Here is a 22,340-nt window from a genome sequence, read left to right as displayed (position 1 = left end):
GAACTTCTTTCCGTATGCTATTCCGATTGTCCTTGACAATGAGCCTCCTCGGATGTGACGATCTTCGGCAGGAGCTAACAGTTAAAGTTAGACTGCCTCGCTAGCGTTAGCACATCCGAGCTCATTATCAAGGATTCGCTGCGCCAATCTCTGGTTACGGTAACCAACCGGTGTCTCGTAGCCAAGTGTACCGTGCAACCGAAGGTGGTTCCACCAATTGACATAGTCAAATAACTCCAAATCCAATTGTTGTAAGGTTTCAAATGTGTATTGATAGACAAATTCTACTTTCAACGACTTATAAGTTGATTCAGCTACGGCATTATCAAAAGGACAGCCTTTATGACTCAATGATCGATTGATGTCAAAAGTTGTTAATAATTCATCAATAGCTTGGTTATCAAACTCTTTTCCACGATCAGTATGAAAAATCTCAACCTCTGTCAGAGGTTGTTTGATACGGCTAAATGCTTTTTTTACTAGAACGGCATCTTTATGTTCTCCACAAGAATAGCCGAGAATTTCTCGATTGAACAGATCCAAAATGAAACAGACATAATTCCATTTTTTCCCGACTCGTACATAAGTCAAGTCTGTTACGATCGCTTCTAATGGGTTGTCTCTTAAGAATTTACGATTCAATACGTTTGTCGTTTTGGCTTCATTGCAAGTAGAATGATGTACTTTAAAATAAGCAACAGTATAGCTCGATTTTAATCCTCTATTTTTCATGATTCTACTAATTTTTCGTCGGCTGATCTGAATGCCTCGTTTTGATAAGGCTTTTTTTATTTTTCTTGAGCCGTAGGCCTTTCGGCTGCGGATAAATTCTTCAGCGACTACTTCTTCAAGTTCTGATTCGTCTTTCTTTGGTTTTGATTGATAATAATAGGACTGACGTGATAGACCTAATATTCTGCACATCGCTGATATAGGGTAAAGATGCTTATTCGCATCGATTACTTGTCTCTTCGTCCGAATATCAGCGCTGCTTGCTTTAAAATATCATTTTCCATTTCTAATTGCTGGTTTCTTTTACGTAGTTCTAACAATTCTTTTTGTTCAGGCGTAAGATTATCTTTTTCTTTGAATGAACCACTCGTTTTAGATTGCTTTACCCATTTGTCAAATGCTGAAGCCGTTAGTTCATATTCTCGAATGATTTCTACACGTGGCTTTCCAGCTAAGTAAAGATTGACGATTTGTTGCTTGAATTCTTGTGAAAAAGTTCTTCGTGTTCTCTTAGACATAAAAATTCCTCCTGGTATGTTTTCTTCTAGTCTACACACCTTAATTTTTCTGTCTAGTTAATTGTAGCCTATCCACACAAAGAATTTCAACAGAGAAAAATAAACCGCAAAATTTATTGGGTGTAAAAGTTATGGTGGAAAAAGATTTGACTCTTAGGACAAATGAAAGCGATTATAATAAGCGAGATCAAGTATTATTAGTGAAATTGAACGAAGAAATTAGTGTGGAAGAGGCAGTAAGAACATTTAATGCTTCTGATATGGTCAATTATGCAGAGCCAAACTATGTGGTTGAACTAGAGCCGTTGAATGATGTTGAGGAGCCAAATACAACTGATTCTTTAGGAAATCGATCAATTATTCTTAACGATCCTAATTGGAGTAAACAAGCTAATTTAAGAGAGATTAGCATGCCATCCGCTTGGGAAGAAACCAAGGGTTCTAAGGATGTGAAGGTAGCGGTCATTGATTCAGGAATTGATTATCAACATGAAGATCTTTCTGGAAATGTAGATGAAAGTTTGGGATACGATTTTTTTAACGATGATACAGATCCTATGGATACTATGGGACATGGACACATATTGCCGGGATTATTGGTGCTCAAACAAACAACGAATTAGGTGTTGCTGGAATAAATTGGGATGTTACGATGGTACCTATACGTGTATTTGGTAGTAGTGGAGGTACCAGTTTGGCAATCTTAACTGAAGCTATTAATTATGCGGTTCTGTTGCAAAGTTTTCCCAAAAATCTATTTTAGTGTAAAATTGAGACAAAAGACAGAGAGGACAGAGTAATGAATCATTTTAAAGGCAAACAATTCAAAAAAGACGTCATTATTGTCGCTGTTGGTTACTACCTGCGTTACAATCTAAGCTATCGTGAAGTTCAGGAATTGTTATATGATCGTGGAATAAATGTTTGTCATACTACGATTTATCGTTGGGTACAAGAGTACAGCAAAGTCCTCTATTATCTATCGTGCAATTGATGCGGACGGCTTAACCTTAGATATCTGGTTACGAAAGAAACGGGATACGCAAGCAGCCTATGCTTTCTTAAAACGACTCCATAAACAGTTTGGTGAGCCGAAAGCAATTGTGACCGATAAAGCACCTTCTCTTGGCTCCGCCTTTAGAAAGTTACAGAGTGCGGGTTTATATACTAAGACAGAGCACCGAACTGTGAAGTATCTTAACAATTTAATAGAACAAGACCATCGACCTATTAAACGACGAAATAAATTTTATCAAAGTCTCCGTACAGCCTCTTCCACGATTAAGGGCATGGAGACCATTCGAGGAATATATAAAAAGAACCGAAGAAATGGAACGCTCTTCGACTTTTCGGTGTCTACTGAAATCAAGGTATTAATGGGAATAACAGCCTAAGATATTTGGAGTTCAGAGAGGGCGCGTTTGATTTTCAAACTTCGCAACAGAACCCTTTTGCTAATCATACAAGATCCGAAGATTATACTCGCTCATTTTTCCATAAAAAAGAAGCCGTTCTTTTGACGAACGACCTCTCTTTTGATTTGTACTATCCAAATATATTGTAACATTTTAATTTCTATATTCCATATGTTCCTTAAAACTCAATTAGATACTCTTACAAAAAATAGAATGGCACTTATCATAACTCAAAGTCCCGACCATGCTTTGGGAGTTTTTACTTCAGCAAGCAACTCCAATAAAACCTTCGGTGTGGAAAAGCCGTTTCTAATAGTGAATCCACTAATTGCAGGTTGAAATTCTTTCTTGTAATCATAATAAAATTCACCTTTAGCAGCACTAGCTTTTACTTTTTCTAAAATTTCACATAGATTTTTATCTTTTTTAATTTCTGGGGTGGCTAATGCTGTTTCAGTTAATTCTAGAACTTTGTTGAAAGATTTATTACTTTTCATAGTATTAATGTCCCATACCTGCCAAACCAGAAGCCCAGCCACTAATAACGATTCCTGCAATATTCTCTTTAGCTTCTCCCCAGTTAACCCAGCATTTACTATTATTACAATAAACACCATTACCATATGAACGCGTAGCTGCATCAACTTTTGTACCAAAATTTGTCACAACTAACCCAAATATTCCAATAAGAGCTAAACTAAATAATTTTTTTCTCATAAATCAATACCTCCTTTTTCTAAAATAATTATAAATGATTTTTAGAAAAATTTGATAATTATATCATAAACAGTTGTTTTGAAAGCATAATGGCAATAAAAAATCATTGTTAAAACTAATCTCATTTGTATTCTTCGGGGAATTAATTCATTCCCTAGAAAATCGTGTGTCACACAATAACGCGCATAATTTCCTACTTTTCTCAAATATTTTGCTACTTGATTTTCATATTCTTCCATTTCTGGAGTATACCCTATTGAGATCTAATTTTATATCTATCTGAACTTAATTAAGTGAACTATTGAAAGAACGCTGAAATGAGAAATTAAAACAGGATCAAAACCTTAAAAGTTGTTGGCCCTTCTATAAAGCTATAGAATATTTTTCGAATTTTTGTGTGACAAATACTGAGAAAAATTTTTGCCATTTAAATATAAAAATGACACTTGGATTTCTAAGGGGTCAACAGAGTTGGGCAATAGGATTTTAAAAATGATCCAAATTTTTGAATTTTAAAGGAGTTTTTTTCTATGGCTAAAATTGGATATGCTCGAGTAAGCAGTATTGATCAAAATTTAGATAGACAGCTAGAATTGTTATCAAAGTGTGATAAAATTTTTACTGATAAGGCAAGCGGGAAAGATACCAATCGTGAAGGATTTCAAAAAATGATGGAATTCATACGTGAAGGTGATATTGTCGTTGTGACAGAATTAAAACGTCTTGGGCGAAATAATAAAGAGCTAACAGAAACGATGAATTTGATTCAGCTGAAGAAAGCGACTCTGGAAGTTTTGAATTTACCAGCGTTAACAGGGATAACTGATGATAATTTGCGTCGATTACTTAATAACTTAATTATTGAACTATACAAGTACCAGGCGGAAGAAGAACGTCGATATATTCGTGAAACGCAGCAACAAGGTATTGCGCTTGCTAAAGCAAAAGGAAAATATAAAGGTGGGAAGCCAAAGTATAGAGAAGATGATAAACGTCTGCAATTAGCATTTAAATTATTTTTAGCTGGATCTACAGATAAAGAAGTAGAAGAGCAAACAGGAATTAATCGAAGAACATTTAGAAGGTACAGAATGAAATACGGAATCACTAGTAAATTGAGAGAGAAAAATAAGATAAAATAACTTAAAAATTCACAGAGATTGAACCGATTTCATATTTTTACTTGAGTCTTAATTAACAAATATAATCCATTAATTTAAAAATTAAGTAAGGATGGAGTAAATGGAATTTATAAACAATACTAAAGAAAAAATTTTGAATAGTCCCTACTTTAATAGGGTGTCTTATTTATTTGAAGAGTCTTTTATGACCTATTCAATAGGAGCGTATAGATCATCGTACATTACTTCGTATGTAGGCTTTTTACAACAAATAAGACAAAATATAATAAATTATAACGAAAATCCTTATTTCAGTATAATAGAAAAGAAAGAAAATGAGACAGAAGAAAAATATAAAGCAAAGATTGAAAACAAGTGGAGAGGGTTAAACAAAAATCTAATCGATGTTGATAAATGGGAAAATGCTCTTATTAGTGCTTTAAATGAAAATACCGATACTAATATATTAAGGCTGAACGATGGGGATAGAACTAAGCTTTTATACTTTAAAAATATTAGAAATGATGCAGTGCATGATAAAACAAATCAAATCACTTTAGCACAATTGCAATCTTTATGGGAATTCATAATAGAATATGCACATAGGACTAGAATAGGCGAAAACAAGGAAAGCTTTTTAAAAAATTACCAAGAAATTACCGAATGGTATAAGCAATCTGGGGATATTCCTGAAAATAGATTAAGAGTAATCGAAGAGTCTTTTTATTTATTAACAGAAAAAGAAAAGATAGAAATTCTTAGTATTTTTTATAGAAGTTTTTTTAATCCTCGTCCCGATGATATTTACACTCTGCATACTGAAGAAGTATTTAATCACTTATTTGAGAATCATCGACTAGAAATGTATAATCTGCTTAGTTCTGATCCTGAATTAGCTTTATTTTCTATTTTTGTAATTAATAACATAGATGTAGCATGTTTGCAATGGAACAGAGATAGAAGTGATTCAATATTACGACTAGATAATCGGATGATTGATAAAATAATTAGATTTGTTAAAATGCAAGATAATCTAATATTAAAAGAAAAAATAGGTAATTTCATAGATGTTCTATCAGAGCCTTATAAATTAGACCCCGTTTTTCCAGCTGCTTTAAAAGAAAAATTCAATTATTTCTTTCAGGAATTGCTGGTATATAAAATAATTGAATTAAAAGAACTAAAAGAGTTGGATTTGAATGAAAAAATAAATGAAATGCTTATAAACATTGCACTGGAATCAGTTGAAAAATCATATACTTATAAAGGATACAACGGGAGACAAAAAAAAATAGATACATTTTCATGGAATGATACATATATAAATATGTATTACATTATTTATCTCTCAGATTTATCTCTAGAAAGTAAATATGCAGAAAATGAAAGCATGAAGGAAGTTTTCAAAAGATTAAAAATATTATATGGAATGAATAATTCAGAAAATCCTAATAAGGATGTGAGTTTTCTCTCAAACTTTAGTATTTTATTTGAATTACTTAATGATTTTCCTCAATTAAAAAGAGAATTGGAACAATAACTTTCAATTCATTCATTATTTTGTATCTGTCTTGCTAGTGGTCTAAAAAACTTTAGTAATTTAACGATTGAAAATTTTTAATAAAAAGCAAATTAACTAATGGATTTTCATTAGTTAATTTGCTTTTTTTATTCTAATTAGTTGATATATGAAGATTCTAACGCATTTAAAATCTAATAAGTGGTCAGTTATCCGTTTAAACTTTTTGTAATAACAATTCGAATCTTTTTTTGTTCATTTGAACTTCCTTCTTTACAAAAGGGAACATATGTTTGTATAATTGTGACGAATGGAGTGTTATTTATGATAGATTATTCAAAATAGCCGAACAAGCCAACCAGTGAAAGGGTTAAAAGGTCAGAAGGGTTCGTTTGAAGCAACGATTGTTTTAAAAGAAGACTTCACTACAGGCTTTGAATTTTCTGAAAAGAAAAAAACGAACTTCAAGAAAAGAACACGACGCACTACAAAATAATGGAGGGTTAATCTTATGCGTAATACAACACACAAACAACAAGAAATCGAAAATCAAAAAGCCAAAATTCGTTCAGAACAGGAAAAAATGCGTGCCAGCAAACGAAGACTGCAGCAATTAAAGAACCAGCAGAGGATTCAAAAAGAAATTGAATTAGATCGATAGACATTAACCTTGTTACAAATACACTATCATGATATATTTAATGTAGTGTATTTGTAACGAAAGGGGGGAAGTAAATGCAAGAGAAACTGAAAGAATTGTTGGCTATTCGCGATGGAAATTTATCTATGAAGGAAGCCAGAAAGTTAGGAATCGCAGCAACCACTGTACAAAGATTGGTGAATCAAGGAAAATTGATCAAAATTGATCGTGGTTATTATGTAGAGGATGGTCATGGAATAGATGATTTATTTTGGCTTCAGCAACGATTTTCCAGGGGAATCTTCTCTCATGAAACGACTTTAGATATTTACCAGCTTTCTACGAATATGCCGAAATTCATTCACTTAACTTTTCCCCATGGCTATAACGTTGATCGTTCAATTACAAAAGAGCAGCAGTTACAATTTCATTTCGTGAAGAAAGAAGTTTATGAACTAGGAAAAGTAGAGGGAACTTCCTTTCAAGGAAATCCTATTACTATGTATGATAAAGAGCGTACACTTTGTGATATTTGGAATCCGAGATATGAAATTGAATATGAAATGAAATTAGAAGCATTAAAAGAGTACATGGAAGACCCATTGAGAGATCCAAGTAAATTAAGAGATTACATGACAAAACTACATGTAGAAAAAGAAATGAAATACCACATGCAAAGCTTATATTGATGGAGGAAAAAGATGACACCGACACAATTTGCAGCAAAAACAAGAAATTTAGCAAAGAGTACAGGATTAAATGCACAGTTAGTGCAACGGCATTTTATGATGGATCGTCTAATTGAACAAATTTCTGAATCAAAGTACAAAAATGACTTCATTTTGAAAGGCGGCTTTTTATTAGGATCAAAATATGGAATCGATAGAAGGACAACAATTGATATCGATACGACATTTAGAAATAGCAAATTAACTGAAGAAAAATTGAAGAGCATTTTTAATGATTTAACTAGAAAACCCACAAAAGAAGGCATTGTTTTCTCTATTCAAGGAATGAAGGAAACAAGAGAAGCCGATTTTTATCCTGGATTTCAAATTAAATTGGTGGCTAATTTAGAGAAAGTACGTGTACCGTTTAAAATGGACGTGACAACAGGAGATTCTATTTATCCTGAAGTAGATACACACTATCACCAATTAATGTTTGAAGATAAAAAAGTGGAGATTCCAGCTTATCCAACAGAACAAATTATTGCAGAAAAGCTAAGTGCTACGTTCAGCTTTGGCACAGATAATTCGAGAGCAAAAGATTACTACGACTTATTTACCATTCCGAAACTAGAAAATATTGATACGAAAGAGTTATACAAAAGTGTTCGAAATACATTTACAAAACGTGGAGATACAAAGCCTTTATCCTTTTATTATGAAAGAGAAATGGATAAGATCAGGGGAAACGACTATTTGGAAAAGCAGTGGGAAAAATATCGCTCAGTTAACACGTTTGCGAATTCCATTTCATTTGCAGATACAGTCAACGAAATTGATCACCTAATGAAAAGTGTGATCAAAATTGAAAATCAAGAAAGAAAAAGGCAGTTTAAAAGATCACAACAAATGAATCAAGAAATGGAGAGATAAAGATGATTAATAATGTAACTTTAGTAGGACGGTTAACCAAAGATACAGATTTACGTTATACCGCAAGTGGCACAGCAGTGGCCACTTTTACCTTAGCCGTTAATCGTAATTTCACGAATCAAAACGGCAATCGAGAAGCCGATTTTGTCAACTGTGCGATTTGGCGCAAACCAGCAGAAACGATGGCGACATTAGCTAAAAAAGGCAGCTTGATTGGCGTTGTCGGACGGATTCAAACCCGAACCTACGATAACCAACAAGGACAACGTGTGTATGTGACAGAAGTTGTAGCTGATAACTTTCAACTATTAGAAAGTAAAGTAACGACAGAGAGCCGTGCGCACGCTGATCAATCGTCCAGCAGTCCAAGCCCTACCACCTTTGAACAACGGGATGTAGCTACGCCTAACAACAATGGATTGAACGCTTCACAAAATCCATTTGGCGGACAATCAATCGATATTAGTGATGATGATTTACCATTCTGATTGTAAAAGATCAATAAAGTTGTTATAATGGATACGAAAAGAGGAGTTGCGCTAACAACTCCCCTAACAGCACCGTTTAAGACGGTGACCAGCTTAATATTATTTTTGAAAAATAATCGTCGACCGGCTAAAGCTGACGGTTATTTTTTTTTGATTGTTGTTTACAACTGCTAAGATTCCAAAAATGATTGTTGCGATCAAAGAACCGAAACTAATCATTAATCCTAGCGCCGTTTCAACAGGCAAAAGGCTTCTCCTTTCTGTAAGATTTTGGAAGTACGCACATACGCACCACCTCACTTTCAATCGGATAGCCACCGTCACAAACTTTACTGTCTTGATCATTATAGCATATCTAAAACCGATTAAAAATTCTCAATTTTAGTTGTTTTTGCTATAATTTTAGCGAGGTGATCGTGATGAACAAATATGTTGGTTTGCTTGATAAAATCCGAGTAATAAAAACACAACCATTATTGGTTCGCTTTACTTTACAAACAATTCATGAATCGATTAATTGTGTAGTTGCAGATATTGAAATTATCGATAAATTGCTAATTATGGATGATGGAAAATACAATATTGTCGTCACAGGTCACTTCAATAAACGAAATCAGCTAGTTATTGCTAGCATGTATGTTAGAAATCCCGATCATTTTACGCGATCGATGGGCATATAAAAAAAGAAGAGTTGCAATCCTAATGTAGGACTGCAGCTCTTTTTGTTTTACATAGAAACAAGAAAAATGAAAAGGCCTTTTTAGGAAGGCGCGAGCGCCTTCTCAATTGAAAAACCTCTCTCACTCCAACCGCCACCGCCGTTCGAGAAGAAAGGAAGTGAACGTTGCACGTTCACTAAGATAAAGGGTCTTGCAAAGCAAGACAAAATAGAAAAAACTTCCTCTCACCAAAAGGTTCGTTCCTGTTCGTTATCTCTTTATTGATTTGCCAGACCGGCAACAAGTTGCCTTTTATCACCAAAAAGCGACAAGGACAAGGGTAAATGGCACGCTGCGCGCCCTTGTCCTTGTCGCTTTTCGTTGATTCATTCTGGCCAACAAATCAATAAAGAAAGAACTAACGAAAGGAAGTAAAACCTTTCCTAAGAGGAGGCAGAATCAATCATGCGAAAGAAATTTGATTATTGGGGTGTTCCCTTCAGCGAATTATTCCCAAACTATCATGCACCACATACTGTCGAATGCGATTGTGGAGAAAGAGCGAAATGTATCAAAAGCTATTGTTTTTATCAATGTCCAACATGCGGGAAAAAATATACCTTGTCTTATGGCGATTATATTTTGATTGATGAGAAAGGAAAGAAACGCTGATGAAAACACAACACAAATTATTGACTGTAAAAGAAGTCGTTCAAATTTTGGTGGACAAAGAAGTCATTTCTGAAAAAGTAGCAGAAGCTTTACTTATTCCGCGGTACTGGACGATAGAAACCCCTTTAGTAGAGGATGCACCGACTATGCTATTTGAAGACCTAGTGAAGATTGCAGGATGTGAACTGCATTATCAAGAAAACTTGGAAACTTATGAAAACGAATATTGGTTAACCAAATTAGAGAACTAAAAAGGAGAAAAAAATATGGCTCAAAATTACTATGACGAATTTGTCAAATTACCTTTAGATAAAATGGCACAAAAAATGGAGGATATGACGTTCCTATACAACGAAACACGTGTTCCAAAAAAACATTATAAAGAAAAATTGTCGGTAGCTGTGGAAGAAATGATTGAATCAGGTGTCGAAATGAATCTTATTGCGACGTACTATCGAACACTGGAAGAACTGAAAAAGCAAAATGCAAAATGGTTTTTCCAAGCCTTACTATGCTTGGAAGTAGGTGTCAAACCAAGCACTATTAAACCTTCTGAATACCAAGCTTTAGAACTAACGTATGCGAAATTTATCGAAACGAAAAAAGCCAAGACTGTTTCAAGTGAATGGTTAGATTATTTTGAAAATATCAATAAGTATGGCGCATATTACACCATGAAAAAGGAAGACAACGAAAATGAATAAGGTGATTTATCAACTAACAACGGATTCCATATCAACGATTTGAAAGAAAAAAAGGCCAATAATCATTTATACCGAAAAGTGAGAATGTGTGAAATAAGGACAAAAAAAGCCTAGTAACTAAGGGAATGGTTCTTATTTCGCACCAACCGCCCCCGCCGCTTAGGTGGTGCGAAATAAACGGGCAAAGCCCGATAACTTAAGAGAAAGAAGGTGATCCATTTGAACAAGATTATTCCCTTATTGTTAGTACTGTTTGTTGGCGAAATACTTATGCGAGATAGTGCAGCTGTACAGTTAAACCTCGCTGTATTTTTGGTAATACTGGTGTTTTGTTTGATCTTTTGGCGGTTTGTATTAGTCCTCGTGAGTCTACTATTCAAGATGATTGCAGCCATATTTTTCATGGGGTTATTTCGATGAAAGGAGAGAGTACCAATGCCAATTGCAATAGGAAATAAACGGTTACCCGTGACATTAGATGAAAAGAGACAAAAAGAATTGCAGCAACTAAAGCAGAAGTACGGCAAAAGTGAATCCAGGATTATGTGTATTGCGTTAGATTTATTGATTGCCAAGAAAAAGCAGGATTTGAGGTACCAGCACTAAGAAAGTGACGTCACTTTTTATACTAAAACCTAAAAGTGATATCACTTTTAGACAATGGAAAAGGTGGAAATAAGATGAAGAAAAAACAAACTAAACTATCGTTAGCAGATATTTTAACACAGTTAACCGCAACTGAAGATGGTGTTGTAGAATTTGAACGATCTGAAATTTCGGTAGTAGATGATCGTTACTTTAAAATGCCTTACTTTTTTGACCAAGCAAAGGTCATTTGCCTTTGTGGCTACGATGGGGTACGTGATTACTTTGGAATTAGAATTACTGAAGAAAAAGTCGTTTGGGTAAACAATCATACAGAATTAGGTGCGCTAGCCTTTGAAGGAACTGTATTGGACAATATCTCTATTGTATTCGAGGAAGAAAGCTTTACGCTTGAATGCGATAAGTTAACCCGATATATCGATCCAAAATTCTATGAGGATAAAAACCTGGCATGGGAACTGGCTTTATAGACAGAGTGCTAGTGCAAGTAAAGGAAGAAAGGAAGAAAGGAAGATCACCATGAAATACAATTTATTAGACCATAAGCGAATGTGGGTAGAGAAATTAGAGGAAGACTTAGAACAGTTGGAATTGTTAGGTCATAATAAGACTTCAACGGTGTATAAAGAAGGACTAAAACGAACGAAAAAAGCACAAAAAGAACTAGCAACACTGGAAAGTAGCGTTCAGAAAAAAGAAGTAGACTTAACACACACTTACCTTTAGGAGTAGAAAATGGCAGACAAGAGAAAAGAAAAGATTCAAAAATTACTGGCGCTTGCGGCGGATGTAAATGATGAGGAATCAATGAGCGCATTAGCCAAAGCCCAGCAATTGATGATGGACTATGATCTTACTGAAGATGAGATTTTCAATTATCATGAGCAGCAACGGATAGAAGCAGTAGAAACGCACGTGATCTATCGTGGACGTCCGCAAAAATGGCTGTATCGTTTATTTAGAAATTAAGATAAAAAAGGCTAGTTAACAGGTTTGTTGACTGGCCTTTTTTGATATGTTTGTACATGTTTTATTGTGTTTTAATTTTTCTCTTTTTTATAACAAGCTCCTTTTATAATAAATATTCCGAAAAGTGAAGACCATTTTTTATTTATTAAGACTATTATTATTAGTGAGATAAAATTTGATTGATCTTACAGAATATTGGTGACGATTATGACACTAAAGATACTATTTATGAAAATTTTGCAAAAATGTTCTGAAAATTACATATAATTGTTTTATAAAAAAGGGAGGCAATTATATGAAGAAAAAATTTGTTAGTATTTTTTGATTTTAGGAATTGTTTTATTGAGTGTATCTACTTTAGGAATTACAGTAGATGCTGCAACTTATTATGGAAATGGTGTTTATTGGGTTCTGTTGCAAAGTTTTAAATAAAGAATAAAATCCCTTACGGTATTTATGATTTAAGCTTGGATTCCCAATAATACCTTGATTTCAGTACAGACCGAAAACCCGAAGAGAGTGCCTTCTTTTCGGGTTTTCTTATATAATCCTCGGATGGCTTCCATGCCTTTAATCGTGGTAGAGGCAGTGCGTAAACTTCGATAGAATTTATTGCGTCTCTTTACTGGACGATGGTCTTGTTCAATCAAATTATTCAGGTATTTAATGGTACGATGTTCTGTCCCTTGATAAAAGCCGTATTCTTTTAGTTTCTTAAAGGCACTTGTAATAGAGGGGGCTTTATCTGTGACTACAACCTTTGGTTCATCAAACTGCTTCACTAACCGCTTAAGAAAAGCATAGGCTGCTTGTGTGTCCCGTTTTTTACGTAACCAAATATCCAAGGTTAAACCATCTGCATCGATGGCTCGATACAAATAATGCCATTTTCCTTTAATTTTGATGTACGTTTCATCCATTTTCCATGAATAAAAGGATTTTTTATTTTTCTTTTTCCAAATTTGATAGAGTAGTTTGCCATATTCTTGCACCCAACGATAAATCGTCGTATGAGAAACGTTAATGCCACGATCATATAAGATTTCTCGAACTTCACGATAGCTAAGGTTATAACGAAGATAGTAGCCCACGGCTACAATAATCACATCCTGCTGAAATTGCTTTCCTTTAAAATGATTCATCGTCATTCCTCCTGCTATCTTTTTCTATTATTCTACCTTATTTGATAGTAGATTTAAAACTTTGCAACAGAACCAAACAGGATATTCCAATTGAGACTGACCACTCATTAGAACAGTTAGTTGATGATCTATTAAAAAGATTTGATAAATTACTACCATTTTATAAGGAAACAAAGAAATATACTAAAGGATAGGTAGAAGTAACATCTATCCTTTAGTTTATAAAGATTATAAAAAGTCAAATTTATTCCAAAAAGAACGAAATAGTATAATTTTCTTTCCCTTTCTATTTATTAACCCTCCTTCTTGAAAGGCTCTTAATTTACGAGATATAGTTTCAGGACTGGTAGCTAGATAGCTGGCCAATTCTTTCAGTGAGACTGGTATCGTAATGGTCTCTTCTGTCATTACCTCTGAAAGGAGAGAGAGCTGACTGAAGTAAGTAGCTAAACGATCCTCTATTGAATCAATTGCCAGTAGTTCCAGTTGCTTCTCTATCTCTAAAGATTTGTAGGCATTTAATTGAAGTAGTTTGCAGCTTAATTGTGGGTAAAGATTGATTAACTTATTGAAATCTGATTTATATAGGATACATACTTTTGTTTCTTTGATTGCCTCTCCAGAAAGAGAATTATTTGAGAGACCAAAGAGATAATTCTCTCCGTCATATTCTCCCTCATTAACAATACGAATAAGTTGTTCCTTACCAGTTTTACTCAGTTTATAGATTTTCATAGCACCAGCTGAAACAATCGATAGCTGCTCTGGATCATCAGGAGAAAAAATGATTTCTCCCTTTTGAAAGGTTTTATGATATAGCAATTCTTGAACCTTACTCCGTTCATCGCAGGCAAGGTTATTAAAAAGAGGAACTCGATGAACGCAGCCAATTTTTGTCATATTTTTATTCTCCCTTACATTCTTTTATATTTCCTAAAAAATTGACCATGGTCATTTTTTTTTAATTAGGTAAGATATATAATTAAACCACTATATATAGTGTCTGTTTTTAGTACCAAATGCAATATATAGGAATTATATATATTAGGAGGGAAAAATACAAGTGATTAGAATATACTATATCAGCCTTAGCGGGAATACAACTAATTTTCTTGAAAGATTAAATCATTATCTCCAGAAAGAACTTCAAGAGAAATTGGATTATGTTAATGTCAAGGATCTAGTAAAAAATAATGAATCATTTGGATTTGAAATCAAAGAACCTTACTTTGCTTTTCTACCAGCCTACCTTGAAGGAGGGAATGGTGTCACTACTGGTAATACCGAAATATTAACAACACCCCTCCGTAGGCTTATCGCATATAAAAAAAATAGTAAATATTGTATGGGTATTATCGGAAGTGGTAATCGAAATTTTAATAAACAATTCTGCCTAACGGCCCACCAATATTCTGAGGAATTTGGATTTCCAGTATTAGATGAATTTGAATTACGAGGAACTGAAGAAGATGTTATTCGTATTTCAAATCGATTGAATACTAGGTTAATAGAGTGGAGATACAGTTCAGAGCTTGTACCATATAGGCATTTACCCAATATGACACCACCTCATATGCCTCATACCTTGCGGCACAGTCATCATATTAAAGATGGGACTTGGTAAAAGATGACTATTTGGTCCGGGAAGATAAAGATTTTCGAATTGAGAGAGAATGGAGGTGTTCTCAGAGAGTGTACTTATGACACTAGCAATCAACCACCATTTATTGAAACCCAAACATGGTATAAACTCTCTCCGTTAACGGAAGACCTAGTATTTTCCATTGATCTCTTTTGTAAAAAATCTGATTTTTTACATCAATAAAAGTAAAAGTATAAAAAATAGAAAGAAGACTAAGATGACAAAAGATTATTTTATTCTGAATAATATGTTGAATGTACTAGTAGAGGGACAGATTCCACTTCATTATGACAGGAAGGCGTTAGAGGAATATTTAAATACAGAAATTAGGGATAACTTGAAAACCTTTGATAGTATTGATGAAAAATTGGATTATTTAATTAGTCATGATTATATTGATGAAAGTGTCCTTAGTATTTATGGTGAAAATAATAGAGAGTTCGTCAAAAAGCTGTTTATCTTTGCCTATAACTATGGTTTTAAGTTCAAAAGTTTTATGGCTGCCTATAAATTTTACAATCAGTATGCAATGAAAACAAATGATTTGAACTACTACTTAGAAAACTTTGAGGACCGTGCTGTATTTAATGCTTTGTATCTTGCGAATGGGGATAGGAATCTTGCTCATAAGATACTTGAAGAACTTATTTCCCAAAGATATCAACCTGCAACACCAACATTTCTAAACGCAGGTAAGAAGAGACGGGGGGAAATGGTTTCATGTTTTCTTATTGATATTAATGATTCTATGCTATCGATTGGTCGGAATATTAATTCAGCTTTACAGCTTTCTAGAATAGGGGGAGGCGTAGGGGTTAATCTATCCAATCTACGAGCGACAGGATCTCCTATAAAAGAAATTGAGAATGCTTCTTCGGGTGTGCTGCCTGTTATGAAATTACTGGAAGATTCGTTTTCCTATAGTAATCAACTTGGACAACGAAATGGTGCAGGAGTAGTTTACCTTAATGTTTTCCACCAAGATATTTTAGAATTTCTATCTACTAAAAAAGAAAATGCAGATGAGAAGATTCGAGTTAAGACATTATCACTAGGGTTAGTAGTACCCGATAAATATTATGAATTGCTTAAAACAAATGAACCCATGTGTCTTTTTAATCCTTATCACGTTGAGCGAGTTTATGGTATCCCGTTTTCTTATGTTGATCTAACGAAAGAGTACGATACTATGGTGGATAATGGTGAAATAGAAAAGACTGTAATTAATGCTCGTGAATTAGAACAGGAAATTTCACGTTTACAACAAGAATCTGGTTATCCATACATTTTAAATATTGATACAGCCAATCGAACTAATCCTGTAAAAGGAAAAATTATTATGAGTAATCTTTGCTCAGAAATCCTTCAACCACAAGAACCGTCTATATTAAATCCAGATTTAAGTTATAAAAAGGTGGGGACCGATATTTCTTGCAACCTTGGTTCAATGAATATGGTAAACCTTATGGAAGCTAAAGATTTTGGAAAGTCTATAGAATATGCGATTCGGGCACTCACCACTATTACTGATCGGGGTGCAATCAGTGAAGTTCCAACAGTAGCTAATGGAAATTCGCTTTACCATACAATTGGACTTGGTGCAATGGGACTTCATACAGTTTTAGCTCTTAATAGTATTGATTATGAATCTGATGAAGCCTTAGAATTTGTAGATGCTTTTTTTCTGGCTATGAATTATTACTCTTTAAAGGCCAGTCACCAAATTGCAATAGAAAAGAACGAAACTTTTCATAATTTTGAATACTCTCGCTATGCTGATGGAAGCTATTTTGATTATTATCTAGCGAAGGAATTTCATTTTACATCTGAAAAAGTGGCAAAGATATTTGAAAATATTTTATTACCAACTATTGAAGATTGGCAGTTATTAAAAGAAAATGTCATGAAAGATGGCCTCTACCATCGAAATAGACTAGCTATTGCTCCTAATGGTTCTATTTCTTATATCAATGAGACTAGTGCATCTCTTCACCCAATTACCCAATTAATTGAAAATCGTCAAGAGAAAAAAGTTGGTTCAATCTTCTATCCTGCTCCATACTTGTCAAATAAAACACTTAGATATTATAAGACGGCTTACAACATGGATCAACGAAAAATTATTGATATCTACGCTAAAGCTCAGCAACATATTGATCAAGGAATGAGTCTGACACTCTTCATGCGTTCTGTATTACCTGAAGGTATCTATGAATGGAAGAAGCAAGGAAGTTTAAAATTAACAACTCGGGACTTAAATCGTCTTCGTAATTATGCTTGGACAAAAGGAATTAAGTCACTCTACTATGTTCGGACATATACGGAAGATGACGAATTCAACAGTGTAAATAATTGTGAATCTTGCATGATTTAAGGAGGTACTATGTTAAAAAACTATTTATATTATAGGGCTATTAACTGGAATATTGTCGAGGATGAATTTGACAATGCAGTATGGGAAAGAGCTACATCACTGTTTTGGTTAGATACCCGGATTCCAATTGAAAATGATTTTACGAATTGGATAAAGCTTAATTTGGAGGAACAAGGACAGTTAAAATGTTTACTGATACTTTTAACGAATCTGTCTACCAATCAGTCCATAGAGGTAGGTGAAATTGTTCGAAATGGTAAGTGTTCGCAACAAGAAGTTGCTATTTTAAATAATATTCAATTTATCGAGATGGTCAATACCAAAGCTTATAATCGAATATTGCTCACCTTTGATAAAGAGATTAACCTTGAAAAGTCATTTGAGTGGGTTGATAATGACTCACGTGTACTGGAATATTTAAATGATATTAATACCGTTTATAGAGAATCGAGTCTAATTAAAAAAAGGTTCATAGCGCTATGTGTAGAAGGTCTTCTGAATTATGCTTATCTTTCACACCTTTTTGAGTTATGGATTAATAAAGAATTTAATAACCTCGGAACTATGTTGGAAATGATTATCCGTAATGAGTCCTTGCATTGCTTTTATTTTAGTCATAAGGTAAAGCTTCTACTAAAAGAATCAGATCCGAAAGAGGTTGAACGGTTCAAAGCATGGAGTTATGAAACTGTCAACCACTTTGTAAAGCTGGGACTTAATATAATTGGTGACTTCTATTATTTAAAGGAGAGTAAAAAAATCGCCAAAAACTTAATATTGCAGGAAGCTAATAATATTCTCATGGGGATTGGATTGAAAGAGCAGTTTAGTTTTAATGATGAGGTGTTGAAAGGAATAAATTATCGGTTAAATAACTTACGCAGGCATTATCTATCCATCTCTAGTAATAAATCAACTTCAACTAATGAAGAGATTATGGAAGAATCTGATTACGAGTTCTAGAGGGGAATATGGAATATAGGGGTATAGACTTAATTTGGTGATTAAACTAGAAATTAGGATTAATGTCATTGATTTGGAATTAGTCTATGATACACAATTTAAAGGAAAGGGTGTGATAGATACCGTTATCATATTAATGACAAAGGATAACAATAGATTGATCGATCTTATTACTGACTAGATATATATCGTATTAAAGTCAATAATAGAGGTCTCAAGTATTTACGATTAAGTAAGGGTAAGAACTTGCTTAGTAATTAGAAGGATAAGTTATGCATAGATTGCATTAGGGACTTGTTAGAAAAAGTGAGAATAGAAGGTAGAAATAAATAAATCTACTGCTTAAGAAAGGAATTATATTATAACAACATTTTTTGGGAAAACCGTTACAGTTTCAGCAGAGAGACAACTACATGTTGGCGATACAATGTCAAATTTTACACTAATGTCAAGTGATTTAACTCTTAAAAGTTTAAGTAATTTTGAAGGGAAGAAGAAAGTTATCTCAATTGTTCCTTCAATGGAAACTGATTTATGTTCAACACAAACACGTACATTTAACAAGGAATTATCAGAACTAGAGGATACGGTTGTTATCACTGTATCAGTTGATTTACCATTTGCTCAGGCGCGGTGGTGTGGTGCTGAAGGATTAGATGTCGTTTTACTTTCTGACTATTATGATAATAGTTTTGGTAAAGCATTTGGTGTTCTCATGGAGGAGTGGTATTTACTAGCTAGGGCGGTCTTGGTTCTAGATTCTCAAAATACTGTTCAGTATACAGAATATCTTGAAAATATCAATGAATCTCCTAATTATGAGAAGCCCATTGGGGTTGTTAAATCACTATAAGTGTGTGTTTTACGTACATCATATACTATTGATATATTGGTAATATTAATAAGTACAAAGGAAAGGGGAAAAGAATGCTAAATAAAACAATGAATTGGCAGCTTATTGAAGATGAATTAGATGAATATGTCTGGGATAAGGCAACTGCGCAGTTCTGGTTGGATACAAGGGTTCCTGTTTCGAATGACCTATTAGATTGGAGAAAACTTTCTGATATGGAAAAGGAGGTGGTGAAAAAAGCAGTTGGAGGGCTTGCCTTATTAGATACGTTACAATCTGAAGAGGGCTTATATGCATTAAAGAAAAATGCAAGAACCTTAAAAGAGAGAGCTGTGTTAAGCGACTTCACCTTTATGGAATCCATCCATGCCAAAACATATGGAACTATTTTAATTTCACTTAATACATTCAAAGATATAGAAGAAATATATACTTGGATGAATAATGACCGTAGAATGCAATTCAAAGCTAAAAAGATTAATGAGATCTATCAGAATGGCACACCTATGCAGGTTAAGGTTGCAAGTGTCTTTTTAGAAGGAATATTGTATTATAGTAATTTCTTTATCCCCCTTTGGTACCGAGGTCAGAATAAATTAGCTAACTTAGCAGAACTTATTAAATTGGTTATACGAGATGAATCAGTACATGGCACATATTTAGGGTATAAGTTTAGACAGGACTTTAACGAGTTATCGATTACTGAACAAGAAAACTATACTAATTGGATGTATTCCTTTCTAGAGGAGCTGTTAGATAATGAGTTTGCATATACTGAAGAAGTGTATTCTGAAATCGGACTAGTGGAAGATATTAAAACATTCGTGAAGTACAATGCAAATAAATCTCTACAGAATATGGGATTTGATATATATTTTAAAGACGCCTCAGCAAATGATGTAAATCCAATTGTAATGAATGGCATTTCTATTGAAACAGCAAATCATGATTTCTTTTCACAGGTTGGTGCAGGATATCTAATGGGAGAGGCAGAGGAAATGCTTGATGATGATTATATTTTTTAAAAGGAACAACAAAAACGGGAGCTCCATTAGATGAAAACAACTAAACAACACAAAAAAGTTTGGACTAATGTCAAATATTTAGACACAAAATGAGCTATATTTTCTTAAAATAATTTTCTTCTTTCTGATTTGGAGTTAAACCATTGTTGGCGACAAATAAAAGTGCCGCTAAAAAATATTTCAAACAAGAAGGCTGGCACTATTATAAAAAGTCAGCCTTTTGTAAGGACTGCTTTGAAAAATTAAATATCAGATACTTCGTCATTGACCGCTTCAATCAGTTTTATTGTCATGACCTGATTTGCGATACTCCAGACCCTCGTTTCTTGATGACCTTAGACCAGGCATGACCATTTACTTCAGCAACTTATAATGATGAACAGGTTCTGTTGCAAAGTTTTAAATCTACTATCAAATAAGGTAGAATAATAGAAAAAGATAGCAGGAGGAATGACGATGAATCATTTTAAAGGAAAGCAATTTCAGCAGGATGTGATTATTGTAGCCGTGGGCTACTATCTTCGTTATAACCTTAGCTATCGTGAAGTTCAAGAAATCTTATATGATCGTGGCATTAACGTTTCTCATACGACGATTTATCGTTGGGTGCAAGAATATGGCAAACTACTCTATCAAATTTGGAAAAAGAAAAATAAAAAATCCTTTTATTCATGGAAAATGGATGAAACGTACATCAAAATTAAAGGAAAATGGCATTATTTGTATCGAGCCATCGATGCAGATGGTTTAACCTTGGATATTTGGTTACGTAAAAAACGGGACACACAAGCAGCGTATGCTTTTCTTAAGCGGTTAGTGAAGCAGTTTGATGAACCGAAGGTTGTAGTCACAGATAAAGCCCCCTCTATTACAAGTGCCTTTAAGAAACTAAAAGAATACGGCGGCTTTTATCAAGGGACAGAACATCGTACCATTAAATACCTGAATAATTTGATTGAACAAGACCATCGTCCAGTAAAGAGACGCAATAAATTCTATCGAAGTTTACGCACCGCCTCTACCACGATTAAAGGCATGGAAGCCATTCGAGGATTATATAAGAAAACCCGAAAAGAAGGCACTCTCTTCGGGTTTTCGGTCTGTACTGAAATCAAGGTATTATTGGGAATCCCAGCTTAAATCATAGATACCGTAAGGGATTTTATTCTTTATTTAAAACTTTGCAACAGAACCGTATACTGATATAGGGTTATCCTCAAAAAAATAAAATAGTAATTATTATCTAGCGTTAAGCCGAATGTTTACACAACAAAAAACTACAAAGAATACAAGGATATCCTTATAACTTTATAGTCTTTTTTCAAAATTTAGTTTAGTTTAAACATTAATGTCTTTTTAGCCATTTTTCAATTTGATCTATTGTCCATCCTTGTCCAATAAATTGCATGATTTGTTTGTAGAATTTTTTGATTAGTGGCCACCCAAACTTTGTCACTAGTTTTGCGATTGCTCCCATATACTAACACATCCTTATTTTAAATATGTTTTTTAATCCACTCAATGATTTTGTTAATTGCCCATCCTTCTCCAATAAACTGCATAATTTGTTTGTAATACTTTTTAACAATAGGCCACCCAAACTTTGCTACTAATTTTGCGATTGCTCCCATAATATAACTCCTCCAATCATTTTTTTGTTCATAATAATTGTATATCACACAAAAACAAAAAAAATATTTGACAAAATATATATTTATGCATAGAAGATGTATTGTTGCAAATACTAGCTTTCCACAATTAAATTTTTTTCTCTTAGAAGAAAAATTTTTTAAAATAAGTAAAAATTTTAACATTTAATATTAGTTGACATTAAAATATTTGATGAAATGTAACTATATCAAGCCTATATTATATAAAATCATTCTACTATTTTGATTCTTTCTTTTGTTTAAGAGCTTCTACAAATATGATTTATCCAAATATCAATATTTTTTAACGGTTATGAGTCCAAAAGAAGCT

Annotated in this window: 28 protein-coding genes and 5 pseudogenes; 24 read left to right on the top strand and 9 right to left on the bottom strand. The window is 33.6% G+C overall.

Annotated elements, in window-relative coordinates; translation table 11 throughout:
* Positions 1-87 precede the first annotated feature (87 nt).
* Positions 88-1,250, bottom strand: a protein-coding gene (locus QK255_RS13070; RefSeq protein ID WP_086956687.1) for an IS3 family transposase whose coding sequence is annotated in 2 segments (ribosomal slippage) — positions 88-974 and positions 974-1,250 — 1,164 coding nt in all. Because the reading frame shifts where the segments join, the coding sequence is not laid out codon by codon here.
* Between the two features lie 131 nt (positions 1,251-1,381).
* Between QK255_RS13070 and QK255_RS13065 the strand changes: the two are divergent.
* Together QK255_RS13065 and QK255_RS13055 are read left to right on the top strand one after the other, a co-directional pair.
* Positions 1,382-2,013: pseudogene (locus QK255_RS13065) on the top strand (S8 family serine peptidase).
* Between the two features lie 36 nt (positions 2,014-2,049).
* A pseudogene (locus tag QK255_RS13055) lies at positions 2,050-2,644 on the top strand (IS6 family transposase).
* A 251-nt stretch (positions 2,645-2,895) separates the two neighbouring features.
* On the opposite strand, the gene QK255_RS13050 reads toward QK255_RS13055, so the two are convergent.
* Together QK255_RS13050 and QK255_RS13045 are read right to left on the bottom strand one after the other, a co-directional pair.
* The gene (locus QK255_RS13050) at positions 2,896-3,162 is read right to left on the bottom strand and encodes a hypothetical protein (protein WP_002291092.1); all 267 of its coding nucleotides are present in this window, start codon (positions 3,160-3,162) and stop codon (positions 2,896-2,898) included.
* 4 nt (positions 3,163-3,166) lie between these two features.
* Positions 3,167-3,382 (bottom strand): class II bacteriocin, encoded by a 216-nt coding sequence (locus tag QK255_RS13045; RefSeq protein ID WP_002291094.1) that lies wholly within the window; start codon positions 3,380-3,382, stop codon positions 3,167-3,169.
* Between the two features lie 530 nt (positions 3,383-3,912).
* On the opposite strand from QK255_RS13045, the gene QK255_RS13040 reads away from it, so the two are divergent.
* The 7 genes and pseudogenes from QK255_RS13040 to ssb all read left to right on the top strand — a co-directional run bounded on the left by QK255_RS13040 (position 3,913) and on the right by ssb (position 8,751).
* The gene (locus QK255_RS13040; protein WP_002339780.1) at positions 3,913-4,524 is read left to right on the top strand and encodes a recombinase family protein; all 612 of its coding nucleotides are present in this window, start codon (positions 3,913-3,915) and stop codon (positions 4,522-4,524) included.
* A gap of 100 nt (positions 4,525-4,624) precedes the next feature.
* Positions 4,625-6,043 carry a hypothetical protein gene (locus tag QK255_RS13035; RefSeq protein WP_047937347.1) on the top strand — a complete coding sequence of 473 codons (1,419 nt, stop codon included), beginning with the start codon at positions 4,625-4,627 and terminating at the stop codon, positions 6,041-6,043.
* Between the two features lie 310 nt (positions 6,044-6,353).
* Positions 6,354-6,518 (top strand): annotated as a pseudogene (locus tag QK255_RS13030) (type IA DNA topoisomerase); the annotation flags it as partial.
* A 15-nt stretch (positions 6,519-6,533) separates the two neighbouring features.
* Positions 6,534-6,683: a hypothetical protein gene (locus QK255_RS13025; protein ID WP_002295632.1), complete on the top strand. Its 150-nt coding sequence runs from the start codon at positions 6,534-6,536 to the stop codon at positions 6,681-6,683.
* 74 nt (positions 6,684-6,757) lie between these two features.
* Positions 6,758-7,351: a type IV toxin-antitoxin system AbiEi family antitoxin domain-containing protein gene (locus tag QK255_RS13020; RefSeq protein ID WP_002342402.1), complete on the top strand. Its 594-nt coding sequence runs from the start codon at positions 6,758-6,760 to the stop codon at positions 7,349-7,351.
* Positions 7,352-7,363: 12 nt separating this feature from the next.
* Positions 7,364-8,263 carry a nucleotidyl transferase AbiEii/AbiGii toxin family protein gene (locus QK255_RS13015; protein WP_002296242.1) on the top strand — a complete coding sequence of 300 codons (900 nt, stop codon included), beginning with the start codon at positions 7,364-7,366 and terminating at the stop codon, positions 8,261-8,263.
* 2 nt (positions 8,264-8,265) lie between these two features.
* Positions 8,266-8,751 (top strand): single-stranded DNA-binding protein, encoded by a 486-nt coding sequence (ssb, locus tag QK255_RS13010; RefSeq protein WP_002339775.1) that lies wholly within the window; start codon positions 8,266-8,268, stop codon positions 8,749-8,751.
* Positions 8,752-8,850: 99 nt separating this feature from the next.
* On the opposite strand, the gene comI is transcribed toward ssb, so the two are convergent.
* On the bottom strand, positions 8,851-8,997 hold the full coding sequence (gene comI / locus QK255_RS13005) for a competence inhibitor ComI (RefSeq protein WP_223261117.1): 147 nt from the start codon (positions 8,995-8,997) through the stop codon (positions 8,851-8,853).
* A 173-nt stretch (positions 8,998-9,170) separates the two neighbouring features.
* Here comI and QK255_RS13000 point away from each other — a divergent pair, with 173 nt between their 5' ends.
* The 4 genes from QK255_RS13000 (at position 9,171) to QK255_RS12985 (ending at position 10,786) form a co-directional block, all read left to right on the top strand.
* Entirely contained in the window at positions 9,171-9,431 is a 261-nt protein-coding gene (locus QK255_RS13000; protein WP_002344871.1) for a hypothetical protein, read from the top strand.
* 444 nt (positions 9,432-9,875) lie between these two features.
* Positions 9,876-10,082: a hypothetical protein gene (locus QK255_RS12995; RefSeq protein WP_047936590.1), complete on the top strand. Its 207-nt coding sequence runs from the start codon at positions 9,876-9,878 to the stop codon at positions 10,080-10,082.
* Positions 10,082-10,333, top strand: a complete 252-nt coding sequence (locus tag QK255_RS12990; RefSeq protein ID WP_002293542.1) for a hypothetical protein — start codon at positions 10,082-10,084, stop codon at positions 10,331-10,333. The genes QK255_RS12995 and QK255_RS12990 overlap by 1 nt, the downstream gene beginning before the upstream one ends.
* 15 nt (positions 10,334-10,348) lie before the next feature.
* Complete coding sequence (locus QK255_RS12985) at positions 10,349-10,786, top strand: hypothetical protein (RefSeq protein ID WP_002287515.1); 438 nt, start codon at positions 10,349-10,351, stop codon at positions 10,784-10,786.
* A 110-nt stretch (positions 10,787-10,896) separates the two neighbouring features.
* Here QK255_RS12985 and QK255_RS13400 read toward each other — a convergent pair whose 3' ends face one another.
* Complete coding sequence (locus tag QK255_RS13400; protein ID WP_306173746.1) at positions 10,897-11,124, bottom strand: hypothetical protein; 228 nt, start codon at positions 11,122-11,124, stop codon at positions 10,897-10,899.
* Positions 11,125-11,221: 97 nt separating this feature from the next.
* Here QK255_RS13400 and QK255_RS12980 point away from each other — a divergent pair, with 97 nt between their 5' ends.
* The 4 genes and pseudogenes from QK255_RS12980 to QK255_RS12965 form a co-directional block, all read left to right on the top strand.
* On the top strand, positions 11,222-11,392 hold the full coding sequence (locus QK255_RS12980; RefSeq protein WP_002293544.1) for a hypothetical protein: 171 nt from the start codon (positions 11,222-11,224) through the stop codon (positions 11,390-11,392).
* Positions 11,393-11,466: 74 nt separating this feature from the next.
* The gene (locus tag QK255_RS12975; RefSeq protein WP_002293546.1) at positions 11,467-11,862 is read left to right on the top strand and encodes a hypothetical protein; all 396 of its coding nucleotides are present in this window, start codon (positions 11,467-11,469) and stop codon (positions 11,860-11,862) included.
* Between the two features lie 49 nt (positions 11,863-11,911).
* A complete protein-coding gene (locus QK255_RS12970; protein WP_002293548.1) occupies positions 11,912-12,118 on the top strand; it encodes a hypothetical protein in 207 nt (68 codons plus the stop codon).
* 9 nt (positions 12,119-12,127) lie between these two features.
* Positions 12,128-12,349, top strand: a pseudogene (locus QK255_RS12965) (DUF2786 domain-containing protein); the annotation flags it as partial.
* 473 nt (positions 12,350-12,822) lie between these two features.
* On the opposite strand, the gene QK255_RS12960 reads toward QK255_RS12965, so the two are convergent.
* Positions 12,823-13,503 (bottom strand): IS6-like element IS1216 family transposase, encoded by a 681-nt coding sequence (locus QK255_RS12960; protein ID WP_283341625.1) that lies wholly within the window; start codon positions 13,501-13,503, stop codon positions 12,823-12,825.
* Positions 13,504-13,731: 228 nt separating this feature from the next.
* The gene (locus tag QK255_RS12955) at positions 13,732-14,403 is read right to left on the bottom strand and encodes a Crp/Fnr family transcriptional regulator (RefSeq protein ID WP_002290114.1); all 672 of its coding nucleotides are present in this window, start codon (positions 14,401-14,403) and stop codon (positions 13,732-13,734) included.
* Between the two features lie 157 nt (positions 14,404-14,560).
* Here QK255_RS12955 and nrdI point away from each other — a divergent pair.
* The 7 genes and pseudogenes from nrdI to QK255_RS12925 form a co-directional block, all read left to right on the top strand.
* Positions 14,561-14,998 (top strand): annotated as a pseudogene (nrdI, locus tag QK255_RS12950) (class Ib ribonucleoside-diphosphate reductase assembly flavoprotein NrdI); the annotation flags it as partial.
* A 132-nt stretch (positions 14,999-15,130) separates the two neighbouring features.
* Positions 15,131-15,328, top strand: a complete 198-nt coding sequence (locus QK255_RS13395; protein WP_109114453.1) for a TehB-like domain-containing protein — start codon at positions 15,131-15,133, stop codon at positions 15,326-15,328.
* Between the two features lie 34 nt (positions 15,329-15,362).
* Positions 15,363-17,519: a class 1b ribonucleoside-diphosphate reductase subunit alpha gene (gene nrdE, locus QK255_RS12945; RefSeq protein ID WP_002290112.1), complete on the top strand. Its 2,157-nt coding sequence runs from the start codon at positions 15,363-15,365 to the stop codon at positions 17,517-17,519.
* 9 nt (positions 17,520-17,528) lie between these two features.
* The gene (locus QK255_RS12940; protein WP_002290111.1) at positions 17,529-18,482 is read left to right on the top strand and encodes a ribonucleotide-diphosphate reductase subunit beta; all 954 of its coding nucleotides are present in this window, start codon (positions 17,529-17,531) and stop codon (positions 18,480-18,482) included.
* A 361-nt stretch (positions 18,483-18,843) separates the two neighbouring features.
* Positions 18,844-19,335, top strand: coding sequence for a thiol peroxidase (tpx, locus tag QK255_RS12935; protein ID WP_025477519.1), 492 nt, complete (start codon positions 18,844-18,846; stop codon positions 19,333-19,335).
* A 74-nt stretch (positions 19,336-19,409) separates the two neighbouring features.
* Positions 19,410-20,360, top strand: coding sequence for a class 1b ribonucleoside-diphosphate reductase subunit beta (gene nrdF / locus QK255_RS12930; RefSeq protein ID WP_002292696.1), 951 nt, complete (start codon positions 19,410-19,412; stop codon positions 20,358-20,360).
* Positions 20,361-20,816: 456 nt separating this feature from the next.
* Complete coding sequence (locus tag QK255_RS12925; RefSeq protein WP_002329884.1) at positions 20,817-21,500, top strand: IS6-like element IS1216 family transposase; 684 nt, start codon at positions 20,817-20,819, stop codon at positions 21,498-21,500.
* A gap of 205 nt (positions 21,501-21,705) precedes the next feature.
* On the opposite strand, the gene QK255_RS12920 is transcribed toward QK255_RS12925, so the two are convergent.
* Both QK255_RS12920 and QK255_RS12915 read right to left on the bottom strand, forming a co-directional pair.
* Positions 21,706-21,837, bottom strand: coding sequence for an enterocin L50 family leaderless bacteriocin (locus QK255_RS12920; RefSeq protein WP_002293183.1), 132 nt, complete (start codon positions 21,835-21,837; stop codon positions 21,706-21,708).
* Positions 21,838-21,856: 19 nt separating this feature from the next.
* Positions 21,857-21,991 (bottom strand): enterocin L50 family leaderless bacteriocin, encoded by a 135-nt coding sequence (locus tag QK255_RS12915; RefSeq protein WP_002293184.1) that lies wholly within the window; start codon positions 21,989-21,991, stop codon positions 21,857-21,859.
* Between the last annotated feature and the right edge of the window lie 349 nt (positions 21,992-22,340).

Source organism: Enterococcus sp. ZQ21 (assembly GCF_030053755.1).
In the GTDB taxonomy this organism is placed as follows: Bacteria; Bacillota; Bacilli; order Lactobacillales; family Enterococcaceae; genus Enterococcus_B; species Enterococcus_B lactis.
This window is presented reverse-complemented; position numbering and strand designations above follow the sequence as displayed.

Bases quoted from the DNA above. Each gene is read 5' to 3' on its own strand.
- QK255_RS13050 (WP_002291092.1), bottom strand. From the start codon at position 3,162: ATGAAAAGTAATAAATCTTTCAACAAAGTTCTAGAATTAACTGAAACA.
- QK255_RS13045 (WP_002291094.1), bottom strand. From the start codon at position 3,382: ATGAGAAAAAAATTATTTAGTTTAGCTCTTATTGGAATATTTGGGTTA.
- QK255_RS13040 (WP_002339780.1), top strand. From the start codon at position 3,913: ATGGCTAAAATTGGATATGCTCGAGTAAGCAGTATTGATCAAAATTTA.
- QK255_RS13035 (WP_047937347.1), top strand. From the start codon at position 4,625: ATGGAATTTATAAACAATACTAAAGAAAAAATTTTGAATAGTCCCTAC.
- QK255_RS13025 (WP_002295632.1), top strand. From the start codon at position 6,534: ATGCGTAATACAACACACAAACAACAAGAAATCGAAAATCAAAAAGCC.
- QK255_RS13020 (WP_002342402.1), top strand. From the start codon at position 6,758: ATGCAAGAGAAACTGAAAGAATTGTTGGCTATTCGCGATGGAAATTTA.
- QK255_RS13015 (WP_002296242.1), top strand. From the start codon at position 7,364: ATGACACCGACACAATTTGCAGCAAAAACAAGAAATTTAGCAAAGAGT.
- ssb (WP_002339775.1), top strand. From the start codon at position 8,266: ATGATTAATAATGTAACTTTAGTAGGACGGTTAACCAAAGATACAGAT.
- QK255_RS13000 (WP_002344871.1), top strand. From the start codon at position 9,171: ATGAACAAATATGTTGGTTTGCTTGATAAAATCCGAGTAATAAAAACA.
- QK255_RS12995 (WP_047936590.1), top strand. From the start codon at position 9,876: ATGCGAAAGAAATTTGATTATTGGGGTGTTCCCTTCAGCGAATTATTC.
- QK255_RS12990 (WP_002293542.1), top strand. From the start codon at position 10,082: ATGAAAACACAACACAAATTATTGACTGTAAAAGAAGTCGTTCAAATT.
- QK255_RS12985 (WP_002287515.1), top strand. From the start codon at position 10,349: ATGGCTCAAAATTACTATGACGAATTTGTCAAATTACCTTTAGATAAA.
- QK255_RS12980 (WP_002293544.1), top strand. From the start codon at position 11,222: ATGCCAATTGCAATAGGAAATAAACGGTTACCCGTGACATTAGATGAA.
- QK255_RS12975 (WP_002293546.1), top strand. From the start codon at position 11,467: ATGAAGAAAAAACAAACTAAACTATCGTTAGCAGATATTTTAACACAG.
- QK255_RS12970 (WP_002293548.1), top strand. From the start codon at position 11,912: ATGAAATACAATTTATTAGACCATAAGCGAATGTGGGTAGAGAAATTA.
- QK255_RS12960 (WP_283341625.1), bottom strand. From the start codon at position 13,503: ATGAATCATTTTAAAGGAAAGCAATTTCAGCAGGATGTGATTATTGTA.
- QK255_RS12955 (WP_002290114.1), bottom strand. From the start codon at position 14,403: ATGACAAAAATTGGCTGCGTTCATCGAGTTCCTCTTTTTAATAACCTT.
- QK255_RS13395 (WP_109114453.1), top strand. From the start codon at position 15,131: ATGACTATTTGGTCCGGGAAGATAAAGATTTTCGAATTGAGAGAGAAT.
- nrdE (WP_002290112.1), top strand. From the start codon at position 15,363: ATGACAAAAGATTATTTTATTCTGAATAATATGTTGAATGTACTAGTA.
- QK255_RS12940 (WP_002290111.1), top strand. From the start codon at position 17,529: ATGTTAAAAAACTATTTATATTATAGGGCTATTAACTGGAATATTGTC.
- nrdF (WP_002292696.1), top strand. From the start codon at position 19,410: ATGCTAAATAAAACAATGAATTGGCAGCTTATTGAAGATGAATTAGAT.
- QK255_RS12925 (WP_002329884.1), top strand. From the start codon at position 20,817: ATGAATCATTTTAAAGGAAAGCAATTTCAGCAGGATGTGATTATTGTA.
- QK255_RS12920 (WP_002293183.1), bottom strand. From the start codon at position 21,837: ATGGGAGCAATCGCAAAACTAGTGACAAAGTTTGGGTGGCCACTAATC.
- QK255_RS12915 (WP_002293184.1), bottom strand. From the start codon at position 21,991: ATGGGAGCAATCGCAAAATTAGTAGCAAAGTTTGGGTGGCCTATTGTT.